The organism is Erythrobacter sp. NE805 (assembly GCF_046452355.1).
In the GTDB taxonomy this organism is placed as follows: Bacteria; Pseudomonadota; Alphaproteobacteria; order Sphingomonadales; family Sphingomonadaceae; genus Erythrobacter.
On the sequence record NZ_JBKFDI010000006.1, the window covers coordinates 69,337 to 95,446 of the forward strand.

13 protein-coding genes are annotated in these 26,110 nt (G+C 69.3%); 8 read left to right on the forward strand and 5 right to left on the reverse strand.

The window, feature by feature from the left end; all coding sequences use genetic code 11:
* From ACLBKU_RS17290 to ACLBKU_RS17320, 7 genes are all read left to right on the forward strand, one after another.
* Complete coding sequence (locus ACLBKU_RS17290; RefSeq protein ID WP_410180810.1) at positions 1-771, forward strand: HpcH/HpaI aldolase family protein; 771 nt, start codon at positions 1-3, stop codon at positions 769-771.
* Positions 768-2,006, forward strand: coding sequence for an MFS transporter (locus ACLBKU_RS17295; RefSeq protein WP_410180811.1), 1,239 nt, complete (start codon positions 768-770; stop codon positions 2,004-2,006). The genes ACLBKU_RS17290 and ACLBKU_RS17295 overlap by 4 nt, the downstream gene beginning before the upstream one ends.
* A 211-nt stretch (positions 2,007-2,217) precedes the next feature.
* Complete coding sequence (locus tag ACLBKU_RS17300; RefSeq protein WP_410180812.1) at positions 2,218-3,210, forward strand: hypothetical protein; 993 nt, start codon at positions 2,218-2,220, stop codon at positions 3,208-3,210.
* A gap of 45 nt (positions 3,211-3,255) precedes the next feature.
* The gene (locus ACLBKU_RS17305; protein ID WP_410180813.1) at positions 3,256-3,747 is read left to right on the forward strand and encodes a hypothetical protein; all 492 of its coding nucleotides are present in this window, start codon (positions 3,256-3,258) and stop codon (positions 3,745-3,747) included.
* Positions 3,748-3,818: 71 nt separating this feature from the next.
* Entirely contained in the window at positions 3,819-4,868 is a 1,050-nt protein-coding gene (locus tag ACLBKU_RS17310; protein ID WP_410180814.1) for a hypothetical protein, read from the forward strand.
* A gap of 27 nt (positions 4,869-4,895) precedes the next feature.
* Positions 4,896-10,040 (forward strand): hypothetical protein, encoded by a 5,145-nt coding sequence (locus ACLBKU_RS17315; protein ID WP_410180815.1) that lies wholly within the window; start codon positions 4,896-4,898, stop codon positions 10,038-10,040.
* A 68-nt stretch (positions 10,041-10,108) separates the two neighbouring features.
* Positions 10,109-11,977, forward strand: coding sequence for a CshA/CshB family fibrillar adhesin-related protein (locus ACLBKU_RS17320; RefSeq protein ID WP_410180816.1), 1,869 nt, complete (start codon positions 10,109-10,111; stop codon positions 11,975-11,977).
* A 73-nt stretch (positions 11,978-12,050) separates the two neighbouring features.
* Here the strand turns inward: ACLBKU_RS17320 and ACLBKU_RS17325 are convergent, their stop codons facing one another.
* The 5 genes from ACLBKU_RS17325 to ACLBKU_RS17345 form a co-directional block, all read right to left on the reverse strand.
* Entirely contained in the window at positions 12,051-14,819 is a 2,769-nt protein-coding gene (locus ACLBKU_RS17325; protein WP_410180817.1) for a TonB-dependent receptor, read from the reverse strand.
* Between the two features lie 276 nt (positions 14,820-15,095).
* Positions 15,096-22,037: an autotransporter-associated beta strand repeat-containing protein gene (locus ACLBKU_RS17330; protein ID WP_410180818.1), complete on the reverse strand. Its 6,942-nt coding sequence runs from the start codon at positions 22,035-22,037 to the stop codon at positions 15,096-15,098.
* 146 nt (positions 22,038-22,183) lie between these two features.
* Positions 22,184-22,570 (reverse strand): hypothetical protein, encoded by a 387-nt coding sequence (locus ACLBKU_RS17335; RefSeq protein WP_410180819.1) that lies wholly within the window; start codon positions 22,568-22,570, stop codon positions 22,184-22,186.
* 292 nt (positions 22,571-22,862) lie between these two features.
* A complete protein-coding gene (locus tag ACLBKU_RS17340) occupies positions 22,863-23,894 on the reverse strand; it encodes a response regulator (protein WP_410180820.1) in 1,032 nt (343 codons plus the stop codon).
* Between the two features lie 123 nt (positions 23,895-24,017).
* Positions 24,018-24,617, reverse strand: coding sequence for a hypothetical protein (locus tag ACLBKU_RS17345; RefSeq protein WP_410180821.1), 600 nt, complete (start codon positions 24,615-24,617; stop codon positions 24,018-24,020).
* A gap of 55 nt (positions 24,618-24,672) precedes the next feature.
* On the opposite strand from ACLBKU_RS17345, the gene ACLBKU_RS17350 reads away from it, so the two are divergent.
* Positions 24,673-25,965 carry an HD-GYP domain-containing protein gene (locus tag ACLBKU_RS17350; RefSeq protein ID WP_410180822.1) on the forward strand — a complete coding sequence of 431 codons (1,293 nt, stop codon included), beginning with the start codon at positions 24,673-24,675 and terminating at the stop codon, positions 25,963-25,965.
* Positions 25,966-26,110: the final 145 nt, after the last annotated feature.

A 26,110-nucleotide genomic window follows, 5' to 3' on the forward strand; every position in this document is an offset into this window, starting at 1 on the left:
ATGGGCGACTTCAAGACCCGCCTCGCGAGCGGTGCGCCGCTGCTCGGCACCTTCGTCAAGACGCCGCACCCGCACGTGGTCGAGGTGCTCGCCTCGACCGGGCTCGACTGCCTGTGCCTCGATGCCGAGCACGCCCCCTTCGACCGCCGCGACCTCGACCTCGGCATCATGGCGGCGCGCGCGGGCGGGATGCCGGTGCTGGTGCGCCCCGCCTCCTCGGCCGCGCACGAGATCCTCAATGCGCTCGACTGCGGGGCGAACGGGGTGCTGGTGCCCCACGTGCGCTCGGCGGAGGAAGCCGAAGCGGTCGCGGCGAGCGTCCACTACGGCCCCGGCGGCGGCCTTGCCCGGCGCGGCTATGCGGGCTCCAGCCGGGCGGCGGGATACGGGACGCGAAGCATCCCCGACCACCTCGCCGCCAGCGCCGCGCGCTCGGTGGTGATCGCCCAGATCGAGGACCTCGAGGCGCTCGACGCGATAGACGCAATCGCCGCCGTCCCCGGCATTGACGCCCTCTTCATCGGCCGGATCGACCTCACCATAGCTCTGGGCTGCACCTCTCCGGACGACCCGAAGGTGCTGGACGCGGTGGAACGCATCCTCGCCGCCTGCCGCGCCGCGGGACGGCCTTGCGGTATGTTCACCGGCAGGCCCGCCGACGCGGCGATGTGGCGCGAGAAAGGCGCGAGCCTGTTCCTGCTCGGCTCGGACCACGGCTTCCTGCGCGAAGGCGCCGCGAGCCTCGCGCGCGCGGCGGGCTTCGCCGCATGACCGCGGTGACCCGCGCCGAGGACATCAGTCAGACCCGCCGCATCGCCGCGCTCGGCTTCCTGCTGATCGGCTATTTCTTCTACGCCTGGTCTTGGAACACGGTCGACATCCTGCGGCCCTATATCAAGGACGATCTCGGGCTGACCCTCACCCAGTCGGGCTCGCTCTACACCGTGCAGGCGGTGGGCGCGATCCTCGGGGCGGTGGTGATGGGGCAGGTCGCCGACACCATCGGGCGGCGCAATGCGCTGGTGATCGCGATGATCGGCTACGGCACGATGCTGCTCTCGGGGCTGGTGGTCGCCGACTACGCCGCGCTGGTCGGCCAGAGGGTGCTGATGGGCTTCTTCATGGGCGCGATGTATCCGATCGCGGTCGGCATCTATTCAGGGCTCTTCCCGGCGAACCGGCGCGGACTGATCGCAGGGATAGTGCTCGGCACCTACAATGTCGCGGTCTCGGCGCTCGGGTTCCTTTCGGCGGCGGCGTTCCGCGCTGGGGCGGACTGGAAGGCGCTGCTCTACGCGGGCGCGGTGCCGGTGGTCCTGGCGCTTTTCGCCTTCCTCGTGGTGCCCGACGACCGGCGGATCATCCCCTTCGGCGGCGCGCCGGGCGGCAGCACCACCGCCGCCTCGAAGCTTCCCATCGCCGAGCTGTTCCGGCCCGGCGTCGCGCGCCAGACGCTGCTGCTCGCGACCATGTCGGGGCTCAACTTCTTCGCCTACCAGGCCTTCACCGGCTGGGCGAGCACCTACCTGAGGGACGAGCGCGGCATCCCCGACACGGTGATCGGCGACGTGCTCGGCTGGCAGTTCATCGGCGCGGCCTTGGGCGGCCTCCTGTGGGGCTGGATCAGCGACCGGCTCGGGCGGAGGAGCGGGGCGGCGGGCTTCGTGCTCGCGGCGGCGATCATCCCGGTTTATCTGTTCGTGCAGCTGCCCTTGGGCCTGCTCGAGGCGCTGGGCTTCGCCTATGGCATCATGCTCAGCGCCTCGGCGATCTGGGGGCCGTGGCTGTCCGAGCTCTACCCGCCGCACCTGCGCTCGACCGCGGCCTCGATCTACAACTGGGGCCGCGTGATCAGCATGACCGCGCCGCTGATTACCGCCCCGCTCGCCGAGGCGGCGGGGCTGGGGCCGGTGATGTCGCTCGCCTCGGTGAGCTTCCTGCTGGGGGCGATCATCTGGTTCCGGCTGCCGGAGACCGCGGGGCGCGCGGCGGCGCAGGTCGCCTAGCGCGGTTCCAGGGTCGCGGCAGCCTCGCTTCGCGCCCGGTTAGACCCCCCTTAGACCCTTCCAGACCCCTCTCAGCCGGGCGATGCGGTGACGTTTCACCTGAAACATCGCCGCGAGCGCCATGGTCCCGGAAGCAAGAAAGATGGCAAAGGACGTGCCAAAAAAGGTTGGCTAACGGAATGCTAACCATTCCTGCGTAGTTCTCCGGGGCATGAAAACCCATGCCCGCCTTTACGCCTCGTTCACCACCCTCCTCGGCCCCGCCCTGCTCGGCGGGTTGGTTGCTGCCGCACCGGCCCATGCCGGGGGGGTCAGCGCGGGGACGCTGATCGAGAACACGGCCAATGCCAGTTTCGACGATGCCGGCGGCCCGCGCAACATCGCCTCGAACACGGTCACCGTGCGCGTCGACGAACTGCTCGACGTGACCCTCGCCTCGCTCGATCCGGGCCCCGTCACCGTCCGCCCGGGCACCGCGGTGCTGACCTTCGAGCTCACCAACACCGGTAACGGCCCCGAGGCCTTCCGCCTCACCGCCAACCCCGCGGTCGCGGGCAACGACTTCGACACGACCCTCCAGTCGATCGCCATCGACAGCAACGCCAACGGCACCTACGACGCGGGCGTCGACCAGATCCTCGCCGGCCCCGAGACCACCCCGGTCCTCGCCGCCGACGCGCGTCTGACGGTCTTCGTGCTGGTCGCCGTCCCGCAGAATGTCGCCGACGCAAAGCGCAGCGACGTCGCGCTCGCCGCCGCGGCGGTGACCGGCAGCGGCACCGCGGGCACCGTCTTCGCGGACGCGGGCGCAGGCGGCGGCGATGCGATCGTCGGCATGACCGGCGCACAGGCAACGGCGCGCGGCACGCTCGCCTCCGCAGTCGCGAGCGTCCAGCTCGTCAAGTCGGTGGTCCTGCGCGATCCCTTCGGCGGCACCTCGGCGGTCCCCGGCACGGTCGCGACCTTCACCATCGAGGCGCGCGTCTCGGGCAGCGGCACGGTCCGCAATCTCAACGTCACCGACGCCATTCCGACCGGCACGACCTACGCGCCCGGCACGCTGAAGCTCGACGGGACGAGCCTCACCGACGCCGCCGACAGCGACGCCGGCACCGCCACCAACGCCAGCGGCATCGCCGTCGGGCTCGGCGACATCGCCGCCGGAACGAACCGCTCGATCACCTTCGACGTGACCATCGACTGACTTCTCTAGCAACCAAAAAACACAGAAAGAACAGGGGCAAAGACCATGAAGCCGATCAACAAGCTGGTGCTCTCCCTCGCCGCCGCCGTGGCGCTTGCCGGGCCCGCCCTGCCGCTCGCGGCGCAAGCGACGCCCAGCCCGATCGCCCTCAACGGGGACGTCAAGGCGGTGAAGATCGTCACCGACAAGGACGGCAAGCAGCGCACCGAGCTGGTCGAGCCGGACACGATTGTGCCCGGCGACCGCCTGGTGTTCGGGACCGACTACACGAACAAGGGCACCGAGCCGGTGACCAACTTCGTGGTCACCAACCCCCTCCCCGCCGCGGTGCAACTCGCCCCCGACGCCGATCCGGCGCTCGAGCTGTCGGTCGACGGCGGCAAGACCTGGGGCGTGCTCGCGAAGCTGACGGCGACCAATCCCGACGGGACCACGCGTCCCGCCACCCACGGCGACGTGACACACGTCCGCTGGGTGCTGCCCGCCATCGCGCCGGGTGCGAGCGGCCGGCTCACCTATCCAGCCATCATCCGCTGACCGGCGGGAGATAACCGCCACGTTCCGCGGGCGGCGACCATCACGCGGGGCATACACTCAGGACCAGACCAATGAAGACCACCAAGCAGCTGCTGGGTGCGGTGAGCGTCTTTGCGCTCGTCGCCATGTCCAGCACGCCGGCCATGGCCGCAGGGACCCGGGCCGGCAATACCATCACCAACAACGTGACCGTGAGCTACAACGTCTCGGGCGTGAGCCAGACCGACGCGACGGCGAGCGACACCTTCACCGTCGACCAGCGCGTGAACGTCACCGTCACCAACGTCGGCAGCGCGACCAGCGTGGCGCCGAACCAGACCAACCGCGTCCTCGCCTTCGACGTCACCAACTCGTCGAACAACACGGTCGACCTCAACCTGTCGGTCGCGCTGCGCGCCGGGACTGCCGCGAACATCGGCAATTTCCGCGTGTTCCGCGACACCAACGGCAACCGTGTGCTTGATGCGGGCGAACTGTCGGCCGGGGCGATTACCTATCTCGACGAAGTCGCCGAGGATGCGACCGTCGCGGTGCTGGTCGTCTCCGACATCAGCATCAACGCGCGCAACGGCGACAACTTTGACGTCGCGCTGACCGCCGCGGCGCACGGGGCGGGCACGACCGGCTCGCTCGGCACCAGGCTGACGGCGACCGCGGGCGCGAACACCTCGGGCATCGACACCGTGCTGTTCGACGGCGCGGGCGTCTCGGATTCGGCCAATGACGGCGCCTTCTCGGCGCAGGGCCGCTACTCGGTGGCGGGCGCGGTGCTGACCGTCTCCAAGACGAGCCGCATCATCAGCGATCCCGTGAACGGCACCGGCGCCGCCCGCAAGGCGATCCCGGGTGCGGTGATCGAGTACTGCATCACCGTGGCGAACGCCGCGGGTGCGGCGACGGCGACCAACGTGGGGATCCTCGACGATCTGCCGGCGGACGTGACTTACCTCTCGTCCTTCGGGATCTTCGTCAACGGCGACTCGACCTGCGCCAACGGCACCGCCGGCGGGACCTTCGCCGCGGGCGCGGGCGCGAGCGGCCGCGACCGCATCACCGGCTCGCTCAGCGACGTCGCCGCGAGCCAGACTCGCTCGGCATATTTCCGGGTCACGATCAAGTAATCCACTGATCTGAAACGGACTTAGGTCTTGCGTGTAGCCCCCTCCCTGCGGCGCCTGACGGCGACACTGCTCGCAGCAGTGCTGTGCCTCGGTGCGCCGCAGGAGGGGGCGAACGCACAAAGCGGTGACGGCGCCGGCGTGCGCACCGTCACCAATATTGCCGAGGCAAGCTGGAGTGCTGACGGTTCGACCCGCCGGGTGTCGAGCAATCCCGTCAGGTTCGACGTCAGCACCCTCCCCCCTTCGCCGCCCTCCATCAAGGTATACCGCCGCGCCGCGGGCGGTTCGGAACTGGTGTTCCGCGCGCCCCGATGCGGCGTCGCGCCAGGCCCCGTCCAGCAGCTGCGCAGCACCGCCACCGCGGTCGCGCCCGGCGGGCCCGCCGTCTCCACCGTGTCCACCGCCGTCGTCCAGCAGACCGACAAGCTGCGCGGCGGCGAGCCGCTGTTCTTCGAGATCATCGCCCCTGCCGCCAACCGCGACCGCACCGCAATCGACACGATCGCCGTCGTGCTGACCAGCGAGGAGGGCGACCACGAGACGATGACGGTCTTCGAGACCGCGCCCGACAGCGGCATCTTCGCCGGCGTCATCGAGACCACCCGCATCCCCCCCGACCCCGTCAAGGAGGATTGCCGCCTCAGCGTCGGCAAGGATTCGCGCATCACCATCGCCGCGATGCGCCCGGGCAGCGAGGACGTGATGATCTCCGCCGACATCACCGTCCTCGTCGACCCCTTCGGTGTGATCTTCGACAGCGAGACCGGCGCGCCCGTCGACGGCGCCCGCGTCGCGCTGGTCAATGCCGACACAGGTGCGCTCGCGACCGTCTTCGCAGAGGACGGCGTCACGCGCTGGCCTTCCGCCGTCATCTCGGGCCAGCCAATTACCGACGCCGCCGGCCGGACGGCGCGCATGGGCCCCGGCGAGTTCTGGTTTCCGCTCACCACCCAAGGGCGCTTCCGCTTGGTGGTCGACCCGCCCGCGCCCTTCACCGCGCCCTCGGCGGCGCCGCGCGAGCTGCTCGCGCAGGTCAGGCGGCCCGACGGGCGACCTTACGTGATCCGCGAGGGCTCCTTCGCCGATGACTTCGTGCTCGACGACCCTGCGCCCTTCGAGGTCGACATCCCCGTCGACCAGCCGGGGCAGGACCTCGCCGTCCGCAAGAGCGCCTCGCGCGACCGGGCCGAGCCCGGCGACGTCGTGTTCTACACCGTGACCCTGCGCAACGACGACCCCGCGCGGATCCGGCGCGGGGTGACGCTGGTCGACACGCCCTCGCGCTGGCTGCGGCTGCGCGCGGGAAGTGTGCGGATCGACGGGAACAAAGTTGCCAATGCGGTTACAATCTCTCCTGATGGTCGCCAATTCAGCGTTGCGCTGGGCGATCTGAACGCCGGCGCCGCGGTCCGCGTCACCTATGCGATGAGCGTGCGCCCCGACGCGCCCGCCGGCCGCGTGCTCAACGAGGCGGTCGCGCGCGACGCGCTCGGCCGAGCTTTCCGCGCCAGCACCGCGCTCGACATCGAGCGGGACTCGATCGCCGACCGCATGACCATCATCGGCCGCATCACCGCGGGCGGCTGCCGCCTGCCCGAGGCCGAGCGTCAGGGCATCCCCGGCGTGCGGGTGATGCTCGAGGACGGCAGCTTCGCGGTGACCGACGCCGACGGTCGCTACCACTTCGAGGGCGTCGTTCCCGGCACCCACGTCGTGCAGGTCTCGCGCATCACCCTGCCCGAGGGCGCGCGGATGGTCGACTGCTCGCGCTCGACCCGCAATGCCCGCAGCGCCTCCTCGCGCTTCGCGATCGGCCAGGGCGGGAGCCTCGTCGTCGCCGACTTCCACGCCGTGCTGCGCGAGGGCACCGCGCTCCCCGTGGTCCCGGTGAAGGCCCCCGCCACCGCGGACGTCGCGCCCACCGTGGAGGACGCGAAGGCCGAGCCCGCGGCCACGGCACCCGCCATCACCGACTACATCGCACTCGGCGACGGCGAGGACGGCTTCCTCGTCCCCGCCCCCGACGCCAACCCCCGCGCACCGTCGATCAAGGTCGCGGTGCGCCACCGCGGCGGCCAGAGCGTGCAGCTCTTCGTCGACGGCAAGCCCGTCGATCCGCTCGCCTTCGACGGCGTCCAGAACCCCGACGGCCTGTTCGCCGTGAGCGCCTGGCGCGGCGTGCCGCTCGTCAACGACAAGACCGTGCTCGAGGCGCGGATCATCAACTCCTTCGGCGAGGTCTCCAAGACTGTCACCCGCGACGTGTGGTTCACCCGCAACCCCGCCAAGGTCGAGCTGCTCCCCGGGCTTTCCAGGCTGGTCGCCGACGGGCGCACGCGCCCGGTGGTCGCGATCCGCGTGCTCGACCGCAACGGCCGCCCGCTGCGCGAGGGCATTTCGGGCAGCTTCACCCTCAACGCGCCCTATCAGAGCGCCGAGCAGATCGACCGCCAGCAGCTCAACCAGCTCACCGGCATGGCCCCGATGGCGGCGCGCTGGACGGTCGAGGGCAACGAGGGGATCGCCAAGATCGAGCTCGCCCCGACCATGGTCAGCGGCTCGCTGCGCCTCGGCTTCACCTTCGACGACGGCGAGATCACCCGCCGCCAGGAACTCGAGGGCTGGATCGAGCCGGGCGCGGTCGAATGGACCATCGTCGGCCTCGCCGAGGGCACCGTCGGCGCCCGCTCGGTGGCGAAGAACATGGAACGCGCCGGCCACTTCGACAGCGACCTCGGCGACAATGCCCGCGTCGCGCTCTACGCCAAAGGCCGGGTGCTGGGGAAATACCTCCTCACCCTCGCCTATGACAGCGCCAAGGAGCGCCGCGACAACCGCATGCTCGGCGCGATCGACCCGGCCGCCTACTACACCGTCTTCGGCGACGGCTCGGCCCGCCAGTTCGACGCCGCGAGCCGCGAGAAGCTCTACGTGCGCATCGAGACGGCGAGCTTCTACGCGATCTACGGCGACTTCCAGACGGCGATGAACCAGAGCCGCCTCGCCGCCTACAACCGCACCGCAACCGGCGTGAAGGGCGAGGCGCGCCTCGGCCGCCTGCGCGCCGAGGCCTTTGCCGCGAACATCGCAAGCCGCTTCCAGCGCCAGGAAATCCAGGGCCAGGGCATTACCGGCCCCTATGCCCTCGCGAGCCGCCGCATTCTCCCCAATTCCGAGCGCGTCACCATCGAGGTGCGCGACCGCTTCCGTCCCGAGCTGATCGTCTCGGTGCGCGAGCTGGTGCGCTTCACCGACTACGACATCGACCTCCTCTCGGGCACGATCCGCTTCGCCCAGCCCGTGCTGAGCCGCGATGAGGCGCTCAACCCCCAGTTCATCGTCATCGAGTTCGAGGCCGAGGGCAACGGCAAGGCCGAGCTGAATGCCGGGGTGCGCGCCGATTTTACCACTGCCGATGGCCGCCTGCGCATCGGCGCGAGCGCGATCACCGACGCCGGCACCGAGGGCCGCAGCGGCGAGGTGCAGCGCACCGATATCGGGGCGGTCGACCTCCTCGCCAAGGTGGGCGACAGCACCGAGATCCGCGCCGAATTCGGCATCAGCCGCCGCGAGGGCCAGCAGGCGACCGGCTGGCTCGTCGAGGCGCAGCACCAGACCGGCACGGTCGACCTCATCGCCTACGCCCGCCAGGTCGACGCCGACTACGGCATCGGCCAGCAGAACGCCGCCGAGCGCGGGCGCCGCAAGATCGGCGCCGACGGGCGGGTGCTCATCACCCAGAGCCTCAGTTTCGTCGGCAGCCTGTGGCAGGACGAGAGCCTCACCGACGCCGCGCGCCGCCGCGCCGCGCAGGGCCAGTTCGTGCTGACCCGCCAGAGCACCGACCTCAAGATCGGCCTGGTGCGCTTCGACGACCGCCTCGCGAACGGCGGCAGCGCGACCTCGACCGTGCTCGAGGCGGGGGCGACGCAGCGCCTGTTCGACAACAAGCTCGAGCTGTCGGCGGGCACGGCGATCGCGCTCGGGAAGGCCGAGAGCCTCGACCTCCCCGCCAGGCACCGCCTCGGCGCGCGCTATGCGATCACCCAGGACGTGCGGCTGGTCGGCACCTACGAGATTGCCGACGGCGCCAACCTCAAGTCCCGCCAGCTGCGCGGCGGGATCGAGGTCGCGCCGTGGCAGGGCGGGCGCGTGGTCACCAGCCTCGGGCAGGAGACGATCGGCGAGAACGGCAATCGCAGCTTCGCCGCCTTCGGCCTCGCCCAGACGCTCCAGCTCACCCCGGCGCTGACCATCGACGCGACGCTCGACGGCAGCCGCACGCTCGGCGGCAATCCGGGCAGCGGCGGCATCGTCAACCCCGCCCAGCCCCCGGCGAGCGGCGGTCAGCTGACCGGCGGCTTGTCCTTCGAGGACTTCACCGCAGCGACCTTCGGCGTCGCCTGGCGCAAGGACCTGTGGAGCATCGCCGCACGTGGTGAGCTGCGCGACGGTGAGAGCGCCGACCGCAAGGGCCTCACCTTCGGCGCGATCCGGCAATTGGGCGCGGGCAGCATCGTCGGCTCGGGCACGACTTGGACGCGGGCCACCACTCTCGGCGGCGCGACCACCGAAATCCTCGACGCGAGCATCGCCTTCGCGCACCGCCCCGACACCTCGCCGCTCGCCATGCTCGGGCGGCTCGAGTTCCGCAGCGACCGGGTCACCGGCGCTGTCGCGGGCGAGGTCGGCGGCGCTGGCCGCACCGCACTGACGGTCGACGGCAACGCCACCTCGCGCCGCCTCGTCGCGAGCCTCTCGGCGAACTGGTCGCCTCGCGGCGAGGACGAGGACGGCGCCGAAGTGCGCCGCCACGAGCTCGCGCTGTTCCTCGGCGCGCGCCACAACCTCGAGGAGCTCGAGGGCGAAGAGTTCAAGGGCACCTCGGTGCTGGTCGGCGCCGACGGGCGGATCGGCATCGGCGAGCGCTTCGAACTCGGCGCGAGCGCCACCGTGCGCAGCAACCTCACCGACGGCGAGACCCGCTTCGCCTTCGGCCCGACCCTCGGCGTGGTCCCGGCGAAGGGCGTGCTCGTGACCGTCGGCTACAACATCGAGGGCTTCCGCGATCGCGACTTCGGTCCGGCGCGCAACACCGACAAGGGGGTCTTCGCTGCGGTGCGCATGAAGATCGATGCCGACACCTTCGGCTTCCTCGGACTGGGGCGCTGAGGATGGCGAGCGCGCGTGAGAAGCTTTTGGCTAACCGGCTGTTTACCATGGCGGGCTATCCCCCTCGCATGACGGGCTTGCGCTTCGACCTGCGCCGCTGGCTGGCGGCGATGCTGATGATCTGCGGGCTGATGTGGAGCGCCGGGGCCCAGGCGCAGGACTGCGCGCAGGCGGCCAGCCAGGGCACCGCTCCGGCGACGTGGCAGACCTATTGCTGGCTCGATCTCACCGACTACAACGATGCAACCGCCCGCAGCGCCTCGGGGCAGAACCTGAGCTTCACGCTGCCCGACGGTTCGGTGCTGACCTTCAACGCCCGGGTGACCGGCACGGGCACCGCCTACAACGCGGTGACCGCGCCCTCGTGGAGCGGCTCGGCGGTCGGCAACACCGCCTTCATCGGCATCCCGGGACGCCCGGTGCTCTACACCGCCGCCGCGGGCAACCGCACCATCACCCTGTCGAACATTGCGGTCCAGCCCCCCGCCGGCGCGAGCGCGACGGTCTATTCCTTCGTGGTCGCCGACGGCGAGAGCTCGAACGACAACGAATACCTGCGCATGACTACCAATGGCGGGGGCTGGCAGCTCCTCGATTCGGTGCCGCCGAGCAGCGGATCGGCCTTCCCCACGCTCACCGGCACCGGAACCGCCTCGGCCAACATCGCCGGCACGCCGGGAACGGTGGGAGCCTATATCCTCGGGAGCAACAGCCCTACCACGGTGACGGTGGAGACCCAGGCGGGCGGTCTCCAGGGGGTGATGTTCGCGATCCGCTTCGCATCGATCCGGCTCGATGCGACGATCTTCGGCAGCCGCGTCAACAGCGCCGACCAGTTCCAGTTCCAGATCGCCTCGACCGCGACCGGCACGGCGCTGAGCACCGGCGTGACCAGCGGAACCGGCACCGGCCCTTTTTCGGTCGCACCGCTCAATATGTCGGCCGGGCAGGCGCTGACCCTGCGCATCGCGATGGCCTCCGGCAGCACAAGCACCCTGTCGCAATACGCCGCGACGCTGACCTGCGTGAACAACGCGGGCGCAACGCGGTCCGGGCTGCCCAGCAACCTCGCGGCCACCAGCGCCGATATCGGCCAGTTGCAGTTCGGCGAAGCGCTGGTGTGCACCTATTCGATCGGCTCCCAGCCGCGCCTGAGGGTGCGCAAGGCCCTGGGGAGCGGCGGGCGGCGGTTCGGGACCGACCAGTTCACCGTCAGGATCATGAACGGCACGACGGTGGTCGCCTCCTCGACGACGACGGGCAGCTCCGGCACGATCAACGCGGGCACCGGCGATACGGGCCTGGTCCAGGTCGTGACGGGCCAGAGCTACCGGGTCGACGAGGTCGCCGCGGGCACTGCCGTACTCGGCAACTATACCGCGACGATGAATTGCACGAACACGGTCACCAGCACCACGACCCTTCCTACCGCGGTCGGCGGAACGATCACGCTCAGGCCCGGCGACACGATCACCTGCGTCATCACCAACACCCGCCGCTCCGCGGCCTTCCTCGTGATCGAGAAGACCAGCGCGGTCATCTCCGACCCGGTCAACGGCACGACCAACCCCAAGCTCATCCCGGGCGCGGTCGTCGAATACACGATCACGGTGCGCAACACCGGGACCGGGACGGTGGATTCGAGCTCGATCGTGATCCTCGATGTCATGCCGACCGAGATGGCTTTCGCGGTGACCACCCCGGTCACCTTCACCAACGGCACCACCGCGAGCGGGCTCAACACCTTCAACGCGGCGACAATGGTGACCTACTCGCAGGCGGCGGGCGGGGCGGCGCCCTACACCTACACCCCGACCGGCACCTATGACGGGCGGGTGACCGGCATCCGCATCGCACCCACCGGCACGATGGCCGCCGCTACGAGCGCGACCGCGCAGCCGAGCTTCACGATCCGCTTCCGCGCACAGGTCGAATAGCACCGCGCGCAAAGCAAAAGGCCCGGCGGGAGCAGTCCCGCCGGGCCTTCGCTGTCATTGCAGACCAGCGCGATCAGAAGTTGACGCGCACACCCCCGGTATAGCGGCGGCCGAAGCGCTCCCACTCGATCGTCAGGTTGTCGGTGAAGGGCGTCGGGGTGCCCGTCGCGGTGAGCAGGTTGCCCGGATCGGAGAAGCGCCGGCCCGGCTGGTTGGTCAGGTTCGACGCGTCGAAGTAGACCTCGACATTGCGGGTGATGGCATAGCGCACCGAGAGGTCGAGTTCCTCGTCCGCCGCCCAGTAGGTGTCGCCCGCGTCGGTCAGGTCGTTGGCGATCCCGTCGAGCCAGGCGCTGCGGCGCTGATACTGGAGCCGCGCGGAGAAGCCGTACTTCTCGTAATAGGCGCCGATGTTGTAGACCGTGTCGGAGGTGCCCGGCAGGCGCACCTCGCGCTCGGGAACGATGATCGCCCCGGTCACGGCGTTGCGGAAGGCGGGCTTGGTTGCCTTGCTGTCGTTCAGAGTCAGGTTGGCGGTGATGCCGAAGCCGCCCATCCACGAAGGCAGACCGAGATCGTCGGTCCAGGGTTCGAGCTGGAGCTGGGCCGCCATCTCGACGCCGTAGATCCGGCCCTCACCGGCATTGGCGATGCCGTTGAAGGCATAGTCGGAGCGATCGACACCGCCGAAGTTCAGCGCGGTCGAGCCGAAGGTGCGGCGGTCGGTGTAGAGCACGTCGCGCACGTCGCGGTAGAAGACACCGATCGACATGAAGCCCTGGGGCATGATGTACCATTCAAGGTAGGCATCGAGGCCCCAGGAACGCTCGGGCCGTGCAAACGGGTTGCCGCCCGAGATCGTGTCGTTGACGTCGTCGATCTGCACGTTGGGACGCAGCTGGTCATAATCGGCACGCGCCGCGCCGCTGGTGTAGCCGACGCGCAGCTTCCCGTTGTCCGTCACATTGTAGTTCACGTGCAGGCTGGGGAAGAAGAAGGTGTCGGCGTTTTCGACGGTGAGCGTCGTGGTGGTTCCGGGAATGTTGGCGATGCCGCGGTTCTCGACGCGCTCGACGCGCACGCCGCCGAGGATGCTGCCCCAGTCGTAGCGCAGCGTGCCCATCACGAAACCGGCATAGATGGTCTCGCGCACGTTGTAGTCTTCGTCGGTCAGCCGGACGAGCGGGAAGTTGGCCCGCGCCGCCGCCGAGGCTGCCCGCATCTTCTCGGTATCGAAGTAGCGGAAGGTGTAGCCGAGCGGGATCTCGCCCTGGAACGGGATGTCGAGCGCGAACTGGTTGAAATCGGTCGACAGGTTGATGCGCCCGGCGTCCGAGGCGCCGACGGTGATGCGCTCGTTGACCGAAATCTTGGTGCGCTGGTCGTATTGGAAGCCGACCTTGAAGGTCGCCTCGCTGCCGAGGAAACCCGTGTCGTAGGCGAGGATCGCTCGGCCGGTATAGGCGTCGGTATCGTCGACAAGGTCGCTGACGCGCAGGTCCGCGAGCGGCTTGTTGAAGGTGTCGATCGCGGTCACCGCCGTGCCGCGCTGGAAGCGGGTCGGGCTGGCTAGCTGGACCGTGTTGAAGAGCTGCACGCGGGCGAGCTGCGGATCGGTGAAGTCATATGCGACCGTGGGCCGCAGCGTGCGGGTGCCCGGGCTGTTCCAGCGTGCCTCGCCGACCACCGAGCGGTCGTCGCGCGAACGCGTGTAGTTGCCGAGCCACTCGAGCCGCACCCCGCTGTCGCCGAAGGTGTGCTTGCCCTCGATCGTGTTCGTGAAGATCGACTGCTCGAAGGCCCGCAGGGTCGATCGCTGGTTGATGTCGATGCCATAGACCGTGCCCAGCAGCGGCGTGTTGCCGATGCAGACGTCGGCATAGCCGGTCGTGGTCGGGGTGCTGTTGGGGGTGATCGTGCAGGCGTCGGCGCTGTTGCTGAGGTCGCCCTCGCGATCGTCGAGGTCGAAGATGTAGTTGTCGCGCGCCTCGTCGTCGGTGAAGATGGTGTAGACCGAGCGCAGCGAGATCTGGTTGTCGTCGTCCGGGCGCCAGTCGAGCCGGCCCGAGACCGACCAGTTCTTGCGGGTCAGGCGGTAGAGCTTGTTCTCGGTCTCGCGCGCCCAGAAGCGGGTGGCATTGCCAGGGCGGGCGTCGCGGGTGACGCGCTCCCAGTCGGTCTCGAAGTTGTCGGTGACCATGTTGCGCTCGTAATAGCTGCCCGAGAACAGCAGGCCGATCTCGCCGAGACCGCCGGCCTCGAAGCGGTCGGAGAGCACGAGGTTGCCTTCGTACTCGCGGCGGTCACCAAGTTCGACGACGCCGCCGCCCGCCTTGGCGAGCACCTTGAGGCCAGGATAGTCGAAGGCCGAACGGGTGATGATGTTGACGTTGCCCGCCACCGTCTCGCCCGGCATGTCCGGGGTCACGGCCTTGGAGACGATGATCTGCGAGGCGATTGCCGAGGGGATCGAATCGAAGCGCGCGTCACGCCCTTCGGGGCTGACGACGTTGATCCCGTCGAAGCTCAGCGAGGTCCAGTAGTTGGGCGCACCGCGGATCGAGATGTAGCGCGCCTGGCCCTGGTCACGCTCGACCGCGAGGCCGGGAAGGCGACCGGTGGCCTGGGCGATGTTCTGGTCGGGCAGGCGGCCCACCGAGTCTGCCGAGAGAACCGAGACGAGATTGTCCGAAAGCCGCTGGATGCGCAGCGCCTCGGCCTCGGACTCGGCGATCGGGCGCGTTCCGTCGACAATGATTTCGGTGGTTTCTTCTTCCGTCTCAGACTTCTGTTGTTCCTGGGCGAAAGCAACCTGCGGAAGCGCGGCGACGGCAGCAAGCATCAGGGCCTTGCGCGACAGGCGCAAGCCCAGGGAATTCGAGTAAGACAAGGTAGCCCCCTTTGGCTGGGTTTGTGCCGTTGGCGCTAAGCGGGCTCTGTTACGCTTTGTTGACTTGAAATCGCCCTGCGGGACTTGGCGCATTTCGTTGTCCGGTGTCGCTTTTCGGACACAACTTCAAATCTCGCGAGAAGACTTCGGCCGACTTCTCCCTGAAGCGCGGAAGGCCCGCCCCTGCCGGTCGGCAGGGACGGGCCCTCTCGTGGCGTGAGCCGCGGCTCAGAACCGCACTTGGACGGTAGCTCTGGCGCCGTGGTCTGTGACGGTGTCGCCGATGAGGCCTGTATAGCCGACGGCGATGGAGAGGTTCTTGCCGAGGGCGAGGGTGGCGTCGAGGCGGGCGGCGAGCGCGGTCTTGTCGATCTGGGTGCCCGCAATCGCGAAGGCCGAGGCGGGGGCCGCGGCGAGCGCGAGGCTCGCTTCGGGGTCGCGGTCGCCGAGCTGGTGGCGCGCGGCGAGCGTGCCGGCGAGCTTCAGGCTCTTGCCGACCTCGACCACCCCGTCGATCCCGCCCGTCACCGTGCCGGTCGAGTAGCTCTGCTTGCGCATCACCAGCGCCGCCGGCCCGCCGACCTCGGTCAGCGCGTCGAGCTTGAAGCTGCCGATCGTCCCGTTGACGAAGGGCCGGATCTGGCTCTTGCCCGAGCCGAAGCTGTAGGACAGCTCGGCGAAGGCCTGGCGCGCGGTGCCCTCGGTCTTGCCCACGTCGGTCTCGGCAAAGCCCGGCAGCGCGATGTCGCGGAACGCCCGCAGGTCGACGTCGGCGAGGTAGCCGCCCACCGCGATCCCGAGCCTCCCCGAGTTGAACGCCCCGTAGACGCCGCCGCCCGACTGGCTGACCTCGGCCCGCGAGACGCGCGCCGCGACCGTGACGTCGCTCTGCACGTGCATCCCGAAGGCCCCGAGGCGCCAGCTGCCGGTGTCGTTGCCGCCGCCGAAGTCGATCCCGGTGATGAACCCGGTGCGATCGCTCTCGAAGCTCGCGGCATTGCCGTCGCTGTCACCATCGCCCCAGCCGCCGAACAGCTGGCCCCAGGCGCCGAAGCGCTTGGCGGTCGCCCCGTCGGCGCGCGCATCGGCCGCAACCGAGGCGATCCGCCCGAGCACCGCTTCCTTGAACAGCCGCTCCTGCTCGATCCCCACGCCCGCCGCGGTCGCATAGACCTCGCCCGAGAGCTGGTCGAAGGCGCCGGGAAGCTGGGCATTGGGCAGGATGTAGATGTTGAACAGCGGCTGCGGGTTGTAGCCGGCGGTCACCGCGGTATCGATGCGGGTCACCACCGAGCGCTGGTTGGGCGTGAGCGGGGTGTTGCCGACGATGTTGGTGAGCAGGTTCGGCGCGAAGCGCAGCCGCACCTGGGTGCCGGTGTAGACCAGCTCGGGCCGGTAGATGATCCCGAACCCGGCGAGCCCGGCGGCGTTCGCGAAGGTCCCGGTCCGCCCGCCGTCGGCCTGCAGCAGCAGGTACTCGCTGCCAAAGGCGTAGGCATTGGCGCCCGAGAGGTTGATGAAGGAGGCATTGCCGGCGAGCGAGGCGGTGCCGGTCGCAAGGATGCGGTCCCACGGGGCGCTCGCGGCGATCTCGTAGACCACGTTGCTGCCCGCCGCGAGGCTGACATTGCCGTTGACCGTCAGCGTGCCCGGGCTGGTGCCCGGCGCGATCGTGCTGCCGCTCTGCGCGACCAGCCCGCCGATGATCCCGGTGCCCGACAGGGTCGTGCCGGTCTGCACCGTCACCACCGAGCGCCGGAGGTCGCCGTTGACCCGCAGTTCCCCGCCGACGACGAAGCTGCCGCCGGTGAAGGTGCTGGAGTTGCCGGTCAGGGTGAGGAGGCCCGCCCCGGTCTTCTCGAAGCGGCCATTGCCAAGCAGTGCGCCGGCATAGGTGCCGGCCGTGCCTTGCGCGAACTCGAGCACGCCCGGGGCGTCGATCTGGATCGCGCCCTGCAGCGCGGTGGTGTTGCCCACCAGGCGGCCATTGGTGACCAGCGTGCCCCCGCTGTAGGTGTTCGCCCCGGTCAGCGTGGTCGTGCCGGTGCCGATCTGCGCGAACATCCCCGTGCCCGAGATCACGCCCGCGAAGGTGTAGGCATCCGAGCGGTTGACGATCAGCATGCCGTTGTTGAGCACCGGACCGACGATCGCGCCCGAGGTCCCGCCGTCACCCAGCTGCAGCGCGCCGCCGCTGATGGTGGTGCCCCCGCTGTAGGTGTTGGCGCCGGTCAGGGTGAACCGCCCGGTGCCGACCTTCACGAGGCTGCCCGTGCCGCCGATCACCCCGCTGAACAGCGTGTTGGTGTTGAGCCCGCCGGTGGTCAGCACCGCGCTGCCGAGCGTGATGCTCCCCGCGCCCGCCACCGAGCCCACCGTGGTGTTGAACCCGGCAAGGTCGAAGGTGCCCGCCGCGGTCTGGCTGAAGGCGGTGATCCCGGTGGTGGTCCCGGTCAGCGTGAGCGAGCCCGCGTTGGTCACGAAGCCGTTGACCGCCCCCTGGACCCGCGCCGTGCCGGTGTTCTCGAGGCCCGTGCCGATCGTGCCCGTAGAGGTGAGGGTCCCGGCGTTGCTCGCCCCGCCCGCGATCGTCCCGCCGTTGGTCGCGGTGCCGGTCGCATTGTTGAACAGCGCGCCGGTCACCGTGCCGGTGCTGGTGTTGGTGAAGCTGCCCGCGTTGGTGACGTTGCCGCCGATCGTGCCGCTGTTGCTCGCCGTGCCGCTCGCATTGTTGACGAGCGAGCCCGCCACCGTGCCGGTGTTGGTGAAGCTCGCAGTGTTGGTGACGCTGCCGCCGACGCTGCCGGCATTGGTGAAGGTCGCGTCATTGGTCACCGAGCCCGCGATCGCCCCGCTCGCGGTCACCGCCAGCGTGCCCGCGCTCACCGTGGTGAGGCCGGTGTAGGTGTTGACGCCGGTGAGCGTGAAGGTCCCCGTCCCGACCTTGGTGAGGCGGCCGCCCGCCCCGGCGATCACCCCGCCGAAGGTGGTCGAGGCGTTGTTGCCGCCGAGCGTCAGGAGCCCTGCGCCGAGGTTCACCGTGCCCGCCCCGGCAAGGCTGCCGAAGACAGTGTCGAACCCGCCGAGGTTGAACACCCCGCCCGCCCCTTGCGTCACCGCGCCGATCCCGGTGGTGGTGCCCACCAGCGTGATCGTCCCGTCGTTGCCGATCGGACCGTTCAGCGCGCCCGCCAGCTGGGCGGTGCCGCCCGTCTGGTTGGTCAGCGTGCCGTTGACGGTCCCCAGCGAGACCAGGCTGCCGGCGTTGGCGATGTTGCCCGCATTGAGCGTGCCCGCGGCCACCACCCCGAAGGTCGCGCCCGCGCGGTTGGTCACCGTGCCCGCCGTGGTCAGCGTGCCGCCGATCAGCACCCCGCCGGTCGGGAACGTGCTCGCATTGTCGAGGCCCGTCAGACCCGTCCAGGTCACCCCGGCCAGCACCTGCACCGTGCCCGTGCCGGTGTTGGTGAGGAACCCGTCGCTCGACAGGTTGCCGTCGACCGTCAGCGCGCCCGCATTGCCGATCGCCCCGTTGAGCGTGCCCTGCACGAAGGCCGTGCCGCTCGCGGTGTTGGTCAGCCCGCCCAGCAGCGAACCCGACGAGACAAGCCCCCCGGCATTGGTCACCAGGCCCACGACCGTGCCGCCGTTGGTGAAGCTGTCGTTGTTGAGCACCGTCCCGCCCAGCGTCCCGCCGTTGGTGAGGATCGCGTTGTTGACGACATTGCCCGCAAGACTGCCGGTCACCGCCAGGATGCCCCCGTCGACCGTCGTCAGCCCCGTATAGGTGTTCGCGCCCGAGAGCGTCTGCGTGCCCGCGCCCACCTTGGTCAGGCCGCCGTCGCCAGAGATCACCCCGGCAAAGTCCGCACTCGTCCCGTCAGTGCCGACCGTCAGCAGACCGCTGCCCAGCGTAACCGTCCCGCCCCCCGCAAGACTGCCGACGCTCGAGGCGAAGCCCTCGAGCCGGAAGCTGCCGACAGCGCCATTGGTGAAGCGCCCGGCAAAGGTGCTGTCGCCAAACAGCACGATCTCGCCATTGTTGAGCGTCGCACCCTCGATCCGCCCGAAGATCGAGGCGAAGCTGGTGGTGGCAAGATTGGTGAAGTCCCCGAAAATCCGGCTCCCCGCCGGCGTGTCCCCACCCAGCGCAAAGCTCGCATTGTTCACCACCGAGCCCGCAAGGCTCCCGTTGAACACCGTCAGGAACCCGCCATCAACCTGCGTCAGACCAGTGTAAAGCTGGTCGCCGAACAACGTCTGCTGGCTCGTCCCAACCTTCGTAACCCCGCCGCTCCCCGAAATCACACCGAAGAAACCGTAAAAACCCCCAGCCGTGCCAATCGTCAAAGTGCCAGAGCCGAGCCGAACCTCGCCGCCGCCCGTCAGGCTGCCGATGGCGGTGTTGAAGCCCGCCATGTCGAAGACCGCGCCAGGCAGGGTCTTCTGGTTGAGGTTGGTGATCCCGGTCGTGATGCCGGTGAGCGTGATCAGCCCATCATTGTTGATGTTGCCGTTCATCGCCCCTTCGAGGAGGACCGTGCCGGTCTCCGCGTTGTTGAGCGTGCCGTTGATCGTGCCGGTCGAGGTGAAGCTGCCGCTGTTCTCGACCGAGCCGGTGATCGTGCCCGCGTTGGACGCAACGTTGACGACGAACAGCGTGCCGTTGATCGCGCCCCCGGCGAGGTTCTGGACGGTGCCGCCCGTTCCCGCGGTCACGTTGCCGTTGACCTCGCCCGCGTTGGTGACGAGGCCGCTGTTGTAGGCGCCGAGGAAGCCGTTCCAGATGCCGCCCGAGAGGTTGGCGATGGTGCTGTTGAAGTCCGCGACGCCTTCGCCGTTGACCGTGCCCGCGTTGGTGATCTGGCCGCCGTTGAAGGAGACCAGGCGCTCGCCCGAATCGAGGGTGATGGTCGCAGCGGCGCGGTTGGCGAGCAGGCCGCCCGTGCCGCCCACCTCAACCCCGAGACCGTTCAGCGCGCCGAAGTTCGTGAAGGTCCCGGCATTGATGGTCGACACCAGCAAGGTGTTGTTGTTCCAGGTGCCGGTCGCATTGTTGATGATGTTGCCGCCCGGGTCGATCGCGAAGCGGCCGTTCCACGTGCCGTTGTTGATCGTCGTGGTGGAGGCGCCTTCGGTGATGTTGCCGTTCCAGGTGCCGTCATTCGTCAGCGTGCCGACGTTGAAGGCATCCGAGTTGACGGTCCCGCCGAGCTGGTTGGTGAAGGTGCCGAAGTTGTTGATGAAATTGGCGGTGAGGACGCCCTGCGCGCGGACGATCGTGGTCGCGCCGCCGAAGTTGGTCAGGTTGCCGCTGACGTTCAGATTGCCGAGAATCTCGAGGCCCTGGCTGCTGGTGCTCGAGTTGTCGATCCCGGTAAGCCCGGTCCACGAGAGCCCTGAGCCGACGCTGACCCGCCCGGCGCCGGTGTTGTTGAGGACGCCGTTGCTCGACAGGTTGCCCTCGACGAGCAGATCGCCGGCGTTGTTGATCGCACCGTTGATCGTGCCCGAGACGAAGCCGGTCGACCCGGCGAGCTGGGTCAGGCCGCCGAGCAGGATCGCCGCGTTGCCGCTGGCACCATTGGCGAAGATGCCGCCGTTGGTCACCAGTCCGTTGACGGTGCCGTCATTGGCGAAGGCGCCGGAGGTGTCGATGGTGACATTGCCCGCCAGCTCGCCGCCGATCCGCAGCCAGAGCTCGCCGCTGTTGACCTGGGTCAGACCGGTATAGGTGTTGACGCCCGAGAGCGACTGCGAGCCGAGACCGGTCTTGGTCAGCCCGCCGCTCCCCGAGATCACGCCCGAGAAGATCGCATCGCTGGTGTCGTCCCCGCCGAGGGTAAGCGTCGCGCTGCCGAGGGTGATCGTGCCCGAGCCGGCGAGGCTGCCGACGCTCGCATTGAACCCGTCGAGATTGTAGCTGCCGGTCGACCCTTGCGTGAACCGGCCGAGGAAGATCATCTCGCCGGTGTTCTTGATCGAGCCGTCGTTGAGCACGCCCCCGTCGATCTGGCCCTTCAATTCGGCGGTCGCGCCCGCGGTGTTGCTGAAGTCGCCGAAGATCCGGCTGCCCGCCGCGGTCGAGCCGCCGAGAAAGAACGCGTCGCTGTTGACCACCGAGCCCGCGAGGCTGCCATCGAAGATGGTCAGCGAGCCGTCGACGATCTGGGTGATACCGGTGTAGGTCTGGGCGCCGCTGAGGGTCTGCTGGCCCCCGCCCTGCAGGTTCAGCCCGCCGGTCCCGGTGATCGTGCCGAAAAAGCCGTTGGAGCCGGTCGCGATGATGGACAGCGAGCCCGAACCGAGATCGACGATACCGCCACCTGAAAGGCCGCCGACGCTGGCATTGAAGCCGCCGAGTTCGAAGCTCGCGCCCGGCAGGGTCTGCTGCGTCAGCACGCCGGTGATGCTGCTGAGGCCGAGCAGGACGATGCGGTTGTTGTTCGCCACGTTGCCGTCGATGGTGCCGAACAGGGTGGTGACGCCGTTGTTGGTCAACTCGCCGAAGATCGCGCCGCCCGTCGGCGTGTCGCCGCCGATCGCGAGGCCGGCATTGTTGACCACCGGGCCCTGGATGCTGCCGTTGAAGACGCTGAGGAAGCCCGCATCGACTAGCGTGCCGCCGGTGTAGGTGTGGGCGTTGCCGAACAGCACCTGGACGCTGGCGCCGGTCTTCACAAGCCGCCCGTCGCCCGAGATGATCCCGCTATAGGCGACCGCCCCGGTGGCGTTGCCGATGATGAGGTCGCCCGAGGTGACGACGAGGTTGCCGGTGCCCCGCAGGTTGTCGATGCTGAAGAAGCCGGCGCCGGGATTGAAAGTGGTCGTGCCCGAGGCGATCTCGATCCCGCCGATCGTCGTGCCGATCGCGTTGACGGTGTTGGTGCCCGAGAAGCGGATTGCCGGAGCGCGCGACGAGAAGTCGCCCGACAGACCCCCGATAATGGTGCCGGTGTTGTTGAGGGTGATGTTGGTGGCATTGAGACCGACGCCGCCGAAACCAGCAACCGAACCGGTGCCACCGTTACCGCCAGTGAGAGTGCCGGCATGGTTGAGGAAGCCGCCGGTCTGGACATAACCGGCTCCGCCTCCCCCGCCCAGACCAGCAATGACGCCTGCGCCGCCATTTCCGCCGTTACCCCCCGTGAATTGGGATCCAGCGGCCATGTCAGTGACACCAAGCTGATTGATAACGAAGCCAGGACCGCCAGAGCCGCCGTTGCCGCCGTTGCCGGTTGCACCGCCCGCTCCACCATTACCGCCGTCACCGCCACGAAGATTGGTTGACGCGCCGAAGACGATACTTACCGTACTTACCCCGCCGCGCGAGCCACCTGCCCCGCCGCCGCCGCCCGACCCGCTACCAAGCCCGGCGCCGCCATCGCCTCCTCGCCCATAAGCAACCAAGGAGTTGGAACCTGCGGTTGTGACTGTGCCAAAGCTCGAAAGCTGCGCGGCACCGCCACCACCGCCGCCAGAATCGACAACGACAGCATCTGCACCATTACCGCCAGCAGCGGTAAAACTTGGAGCGCCGGCACCTCCCGCCGCACCGCCCGACCCTGATCCTCCAGCTCCGGCAGGAAGACCCGCGCCGCCGCCACCGCCGCCTGCACCGGGGGCCACGCCATCCGCGCCTGCAACGCCAGCAAGGCCAGGGCCGCTGCTTGTGCCGCCAGCGCCGCCGCTACCGCCGCCATCGCCGCCAGAACCTACATCCTGCGCGTAAGCAGCGCTAGGTGCGAGCAACACGCCCGCCGTCGCCACTGCGGTGATTGCGGGAAGGAGCGCCGTCGAGCTCAACAACCCCGATGCCGCCAGCTTGCCGAACGAAATACCATTGCCAGCGACAAGCTTACGCGAACGCAGTTCGACCATGAGTCGACTCCCCCCTCAGATTTCCAATCGGAGGAGTTGTTATCTTATGATATCCACACGGCCAAGCGGGATTTTGCTCCGATCAGGAGATATCCCGCGAAAATCGTTTGCATATCAGCTCTCTGCATTGGTCTGCCCGAGGATCCATTCCGGGATCGCCTCCTGCCTGAGATCCGCCGCCTCCAGCCCCTGCGCGCGCACCGCGTCGTAGCGGTCGCGCGGGGCGTAGTCGGCGGGGCGTTGGACGAACACCTTGCCGGTCTCGGCGAGGATCCCGAGGCCGCGCACCCCGTCGCTGCCGCCGCCGGTGAGAAGGCCCCCGAGCGCAGGCAGGCCGGTGCGCGCAAGGCTTCCGAACAGGAGGTCCGCCGAAGGCCGCGCGCCGTTCACCGCATCGCGCTCGACGAGCCTGAGGCGCGGCGGCTCGCCCGCCTCGACGATCACGTGGCGGGTCGGATCGGCCGCGAGCCACACCTTGCCGATCTCGAGCGAGACGCCGTCGACCGCATTGTCGAGCTGGCAGGCGAGCGAGGCGCGCATCGCCCGCATCGCGTTCTCGACTGCGGCCGGATCGGCGTCGAACAGCACCACCGTCGGCGGGCAGGCGGCGTCGTAGGCGGCGAGCACCTGGCGCGCGGTCTCGATCCCGGCCGCCCCGCAGGCGAGCGCGACGATCCGCCCGTCGCTGCGGTAGCGCGCGCCGCCCGCGCCGCCCTCCCCGCCCTCGCCGCCGCCGGGCTGGAGCTCGCCCGAGGCCGCCTTCAGCACGATGTCGCCGAGCGTGCGCACCGTCGCGTCGAACTCCTCGCGCGAGGTGTGGAGCGGCTTGGGGAAGCAGTGCACCGCGCCCAGCTCGAGCGCGCGCCGCGCGGTGCCGGTCCCGGCCTGGGTGATCGAGGAGAGCATGATGACAGGCATCGGCCGGGTCTCCATGACCTCCTCGAGGAACTCCATCCCGCTCATCCCCGGCATCTCGACGTCGAGGGTGAGGACATCGGGCCTCAGCGCCTCGAGCTGGCCGCGCGCCTCGTCGGCATTCTTGGCCGTGCCGCACACCGTGACGCCCTTGGCATTGTCGAGGATGTCGCAGAAAAGCGCGCGCATCGCGGCGGAATCGTCGACTACCAGCACTCTGACATTGGCCATGGTTCGCTCAGCCTCTCGGTGCGCGCGCGAGGAGGCCGCCTGGGGCCTGCAAAGGACGCTCGCGGGCGTGGATGTTGGCGATCGGGATAGGCGGGCAGCGGCGAACAAATCCGTGCCCCTGCCCTAGGGGCTTGCGCATAGAGGGCGGCCAAGAGCCTTCTTGCGCTTCACACGTAGAAATCGCAGCGTGGGACGATCGGCAGGACGCGTCGCAGCCGAAGAGAACCAGGCATCATGACGATCGAGACAATGTCCCGGCCGGGCGCGATGGCGCTCGCCGGGTTCGTGGCAGCCATCCTGCTGGTGGCGGGCATCGGCATGAATCCCATCCGCAACGGCGGCGCGCTCGACGGCAAGGAGGAACTGCTGTCCACGTTCCGCGCGGACATCCTGCCGCCGCCGATGTTCCTGGTCGAACCTTTCGCCAATGCCAGCATCATGACCATCCACCGCGATGCCTACGACATCGACGACAAGCCGCTGGCGAAGCTCGAGGCCGTGTTCTGGAAGGCCGAGCGGCGCTGGGCGCAGAGCGAAGTCGACGATCGGGTCAAGGCCGGGATCGCCGCGAATGCGCACGAGACGGGCACGCTGCTCGCCGAGGTCGTGGCGCAGGTCGGCGCGGTCACCGCGCAGGTCAACGAGATCGGAGCGAATTCTAGGCGAGGCGTTCGCGCGGTCGGCCAGCGGATAGGGGATTTCCCCGATGCGGTGTTCCGCCAAATGCAAAGACGCAAGCCCCTAGATTCGCCGCACATTCGCGGAGCAGGGCCTCGTCATGTTGAAGCAGATCCCCGTCTCGCAGCTCGAGATCGGCATGTTCGTCCACAAGTTCGAGGGCGGCTGGTTCGACCATCCCTTCTGGAAGGCGAAGTTCGTCGTCGACGACGACGAGAAGCTCGCGGCGATCCGCGAGAGCCGGCTGCGCGGCGTGGTGATCGACACCGCGAAGGGGCGCGACCTGACGCCTCCCGCTGTCGCCGCCGCCGCCGAGCCCGGCGAGGCGGCGGAGGCGGCAGAGCGCGCGCCTTCGCCTGCCGCCCGGCGCATCCGCTCGATCAAGCGCCGCACCGACGCCCAGCTCGTCGCTGCGCAGCCCGTGTCGCTTGCGCAGGAGGTCGAGACCGCCGCCCAGATCGCAGAGCAGGCCCGCGAGCGGCTCGGCAAGGTGTTCATCGACGCGCGGCTCGGCAAGGCGCTCGACGTGCGCAAGGTCGAGCCGGTGGTGAGCGACATCCTCGCCTCGGTGCGCCGCAACCCGCAGGCCTTCAGCGGGTTGATGCGCTGCAAGCTCAAGAACGAGGCGATCTTCCGCCACGCGCTCTCGGTGAGCGCGCTGATGGTGGCGCTCGCGGACCGGATGAAGCTGAGCGGGCCGGAGATCTACGGCAGCGGGCTGGCAGGCCTGCTGCTCGACATCGGGGTCAACTACCTCCCCCAGACCGAGGGCCTGGCGGGCGGCGACTACCGCGCGCGCGACGAGCGGCTGTGGCAGAGCCACGTGCTGCTCGGCTACCGCGCGCTCCAGAACGACGACAACCTGCCCCCGGCGGTGCTCGATGCCTGCCTGCTCCACCACGAGCGGATCGACGGGCGCGGCTATCCGCAGGGCCGCGCGGGCGAGGACATCCCGCTGATCGCACGCATGGCGGCGGTGTGCGACAGCTTCGAGTTCCTGCTCGCCGGCAGCCTCGGCCAGCCGCCGATGGACCCGGCCGCCGCGGTCGACGCGCTGCGCGCCCAGACCGGCGCCTTCGACGAGGAGATCCTCCGCCTGTTCGTCGAGACGGTCGGCCTCTACCCCGTCGGTGCCTTCGTCGAGCTTGCCAGCCGCAAGATCGCGATGGTGATCGACGAGGATCGCAAGGACCCGCTGCGCCCGGTGGTGCAGGCCTTCTACTCGCTCGAGACCCGCGAGCGGATCCTCCCCCACCGCGTCGCGCTCGCCGAGCCCTCGGAGAAGGAGCGCATCGTGGGCATCGCCGACCTTGCCGGGCACGACCTGCCCGCCGACGACCAGCTGCGCGAGCTGGTGTTCCTGAGCGCCTGCCGCAACATCGTCCACGCCTGAGGACCCTGACCCCGGCAGGCAGCGCCCGAGCCTGCGGAAACATACGCAGCGCAACGCGAGAAGCGGGCACGGCCCGGCGAGACCGCAAGGCGGCTGCCGCCGGGGCCTGAAGCTGAAGCGCGCCCGGCCCCTGCGCGTTTTGGCT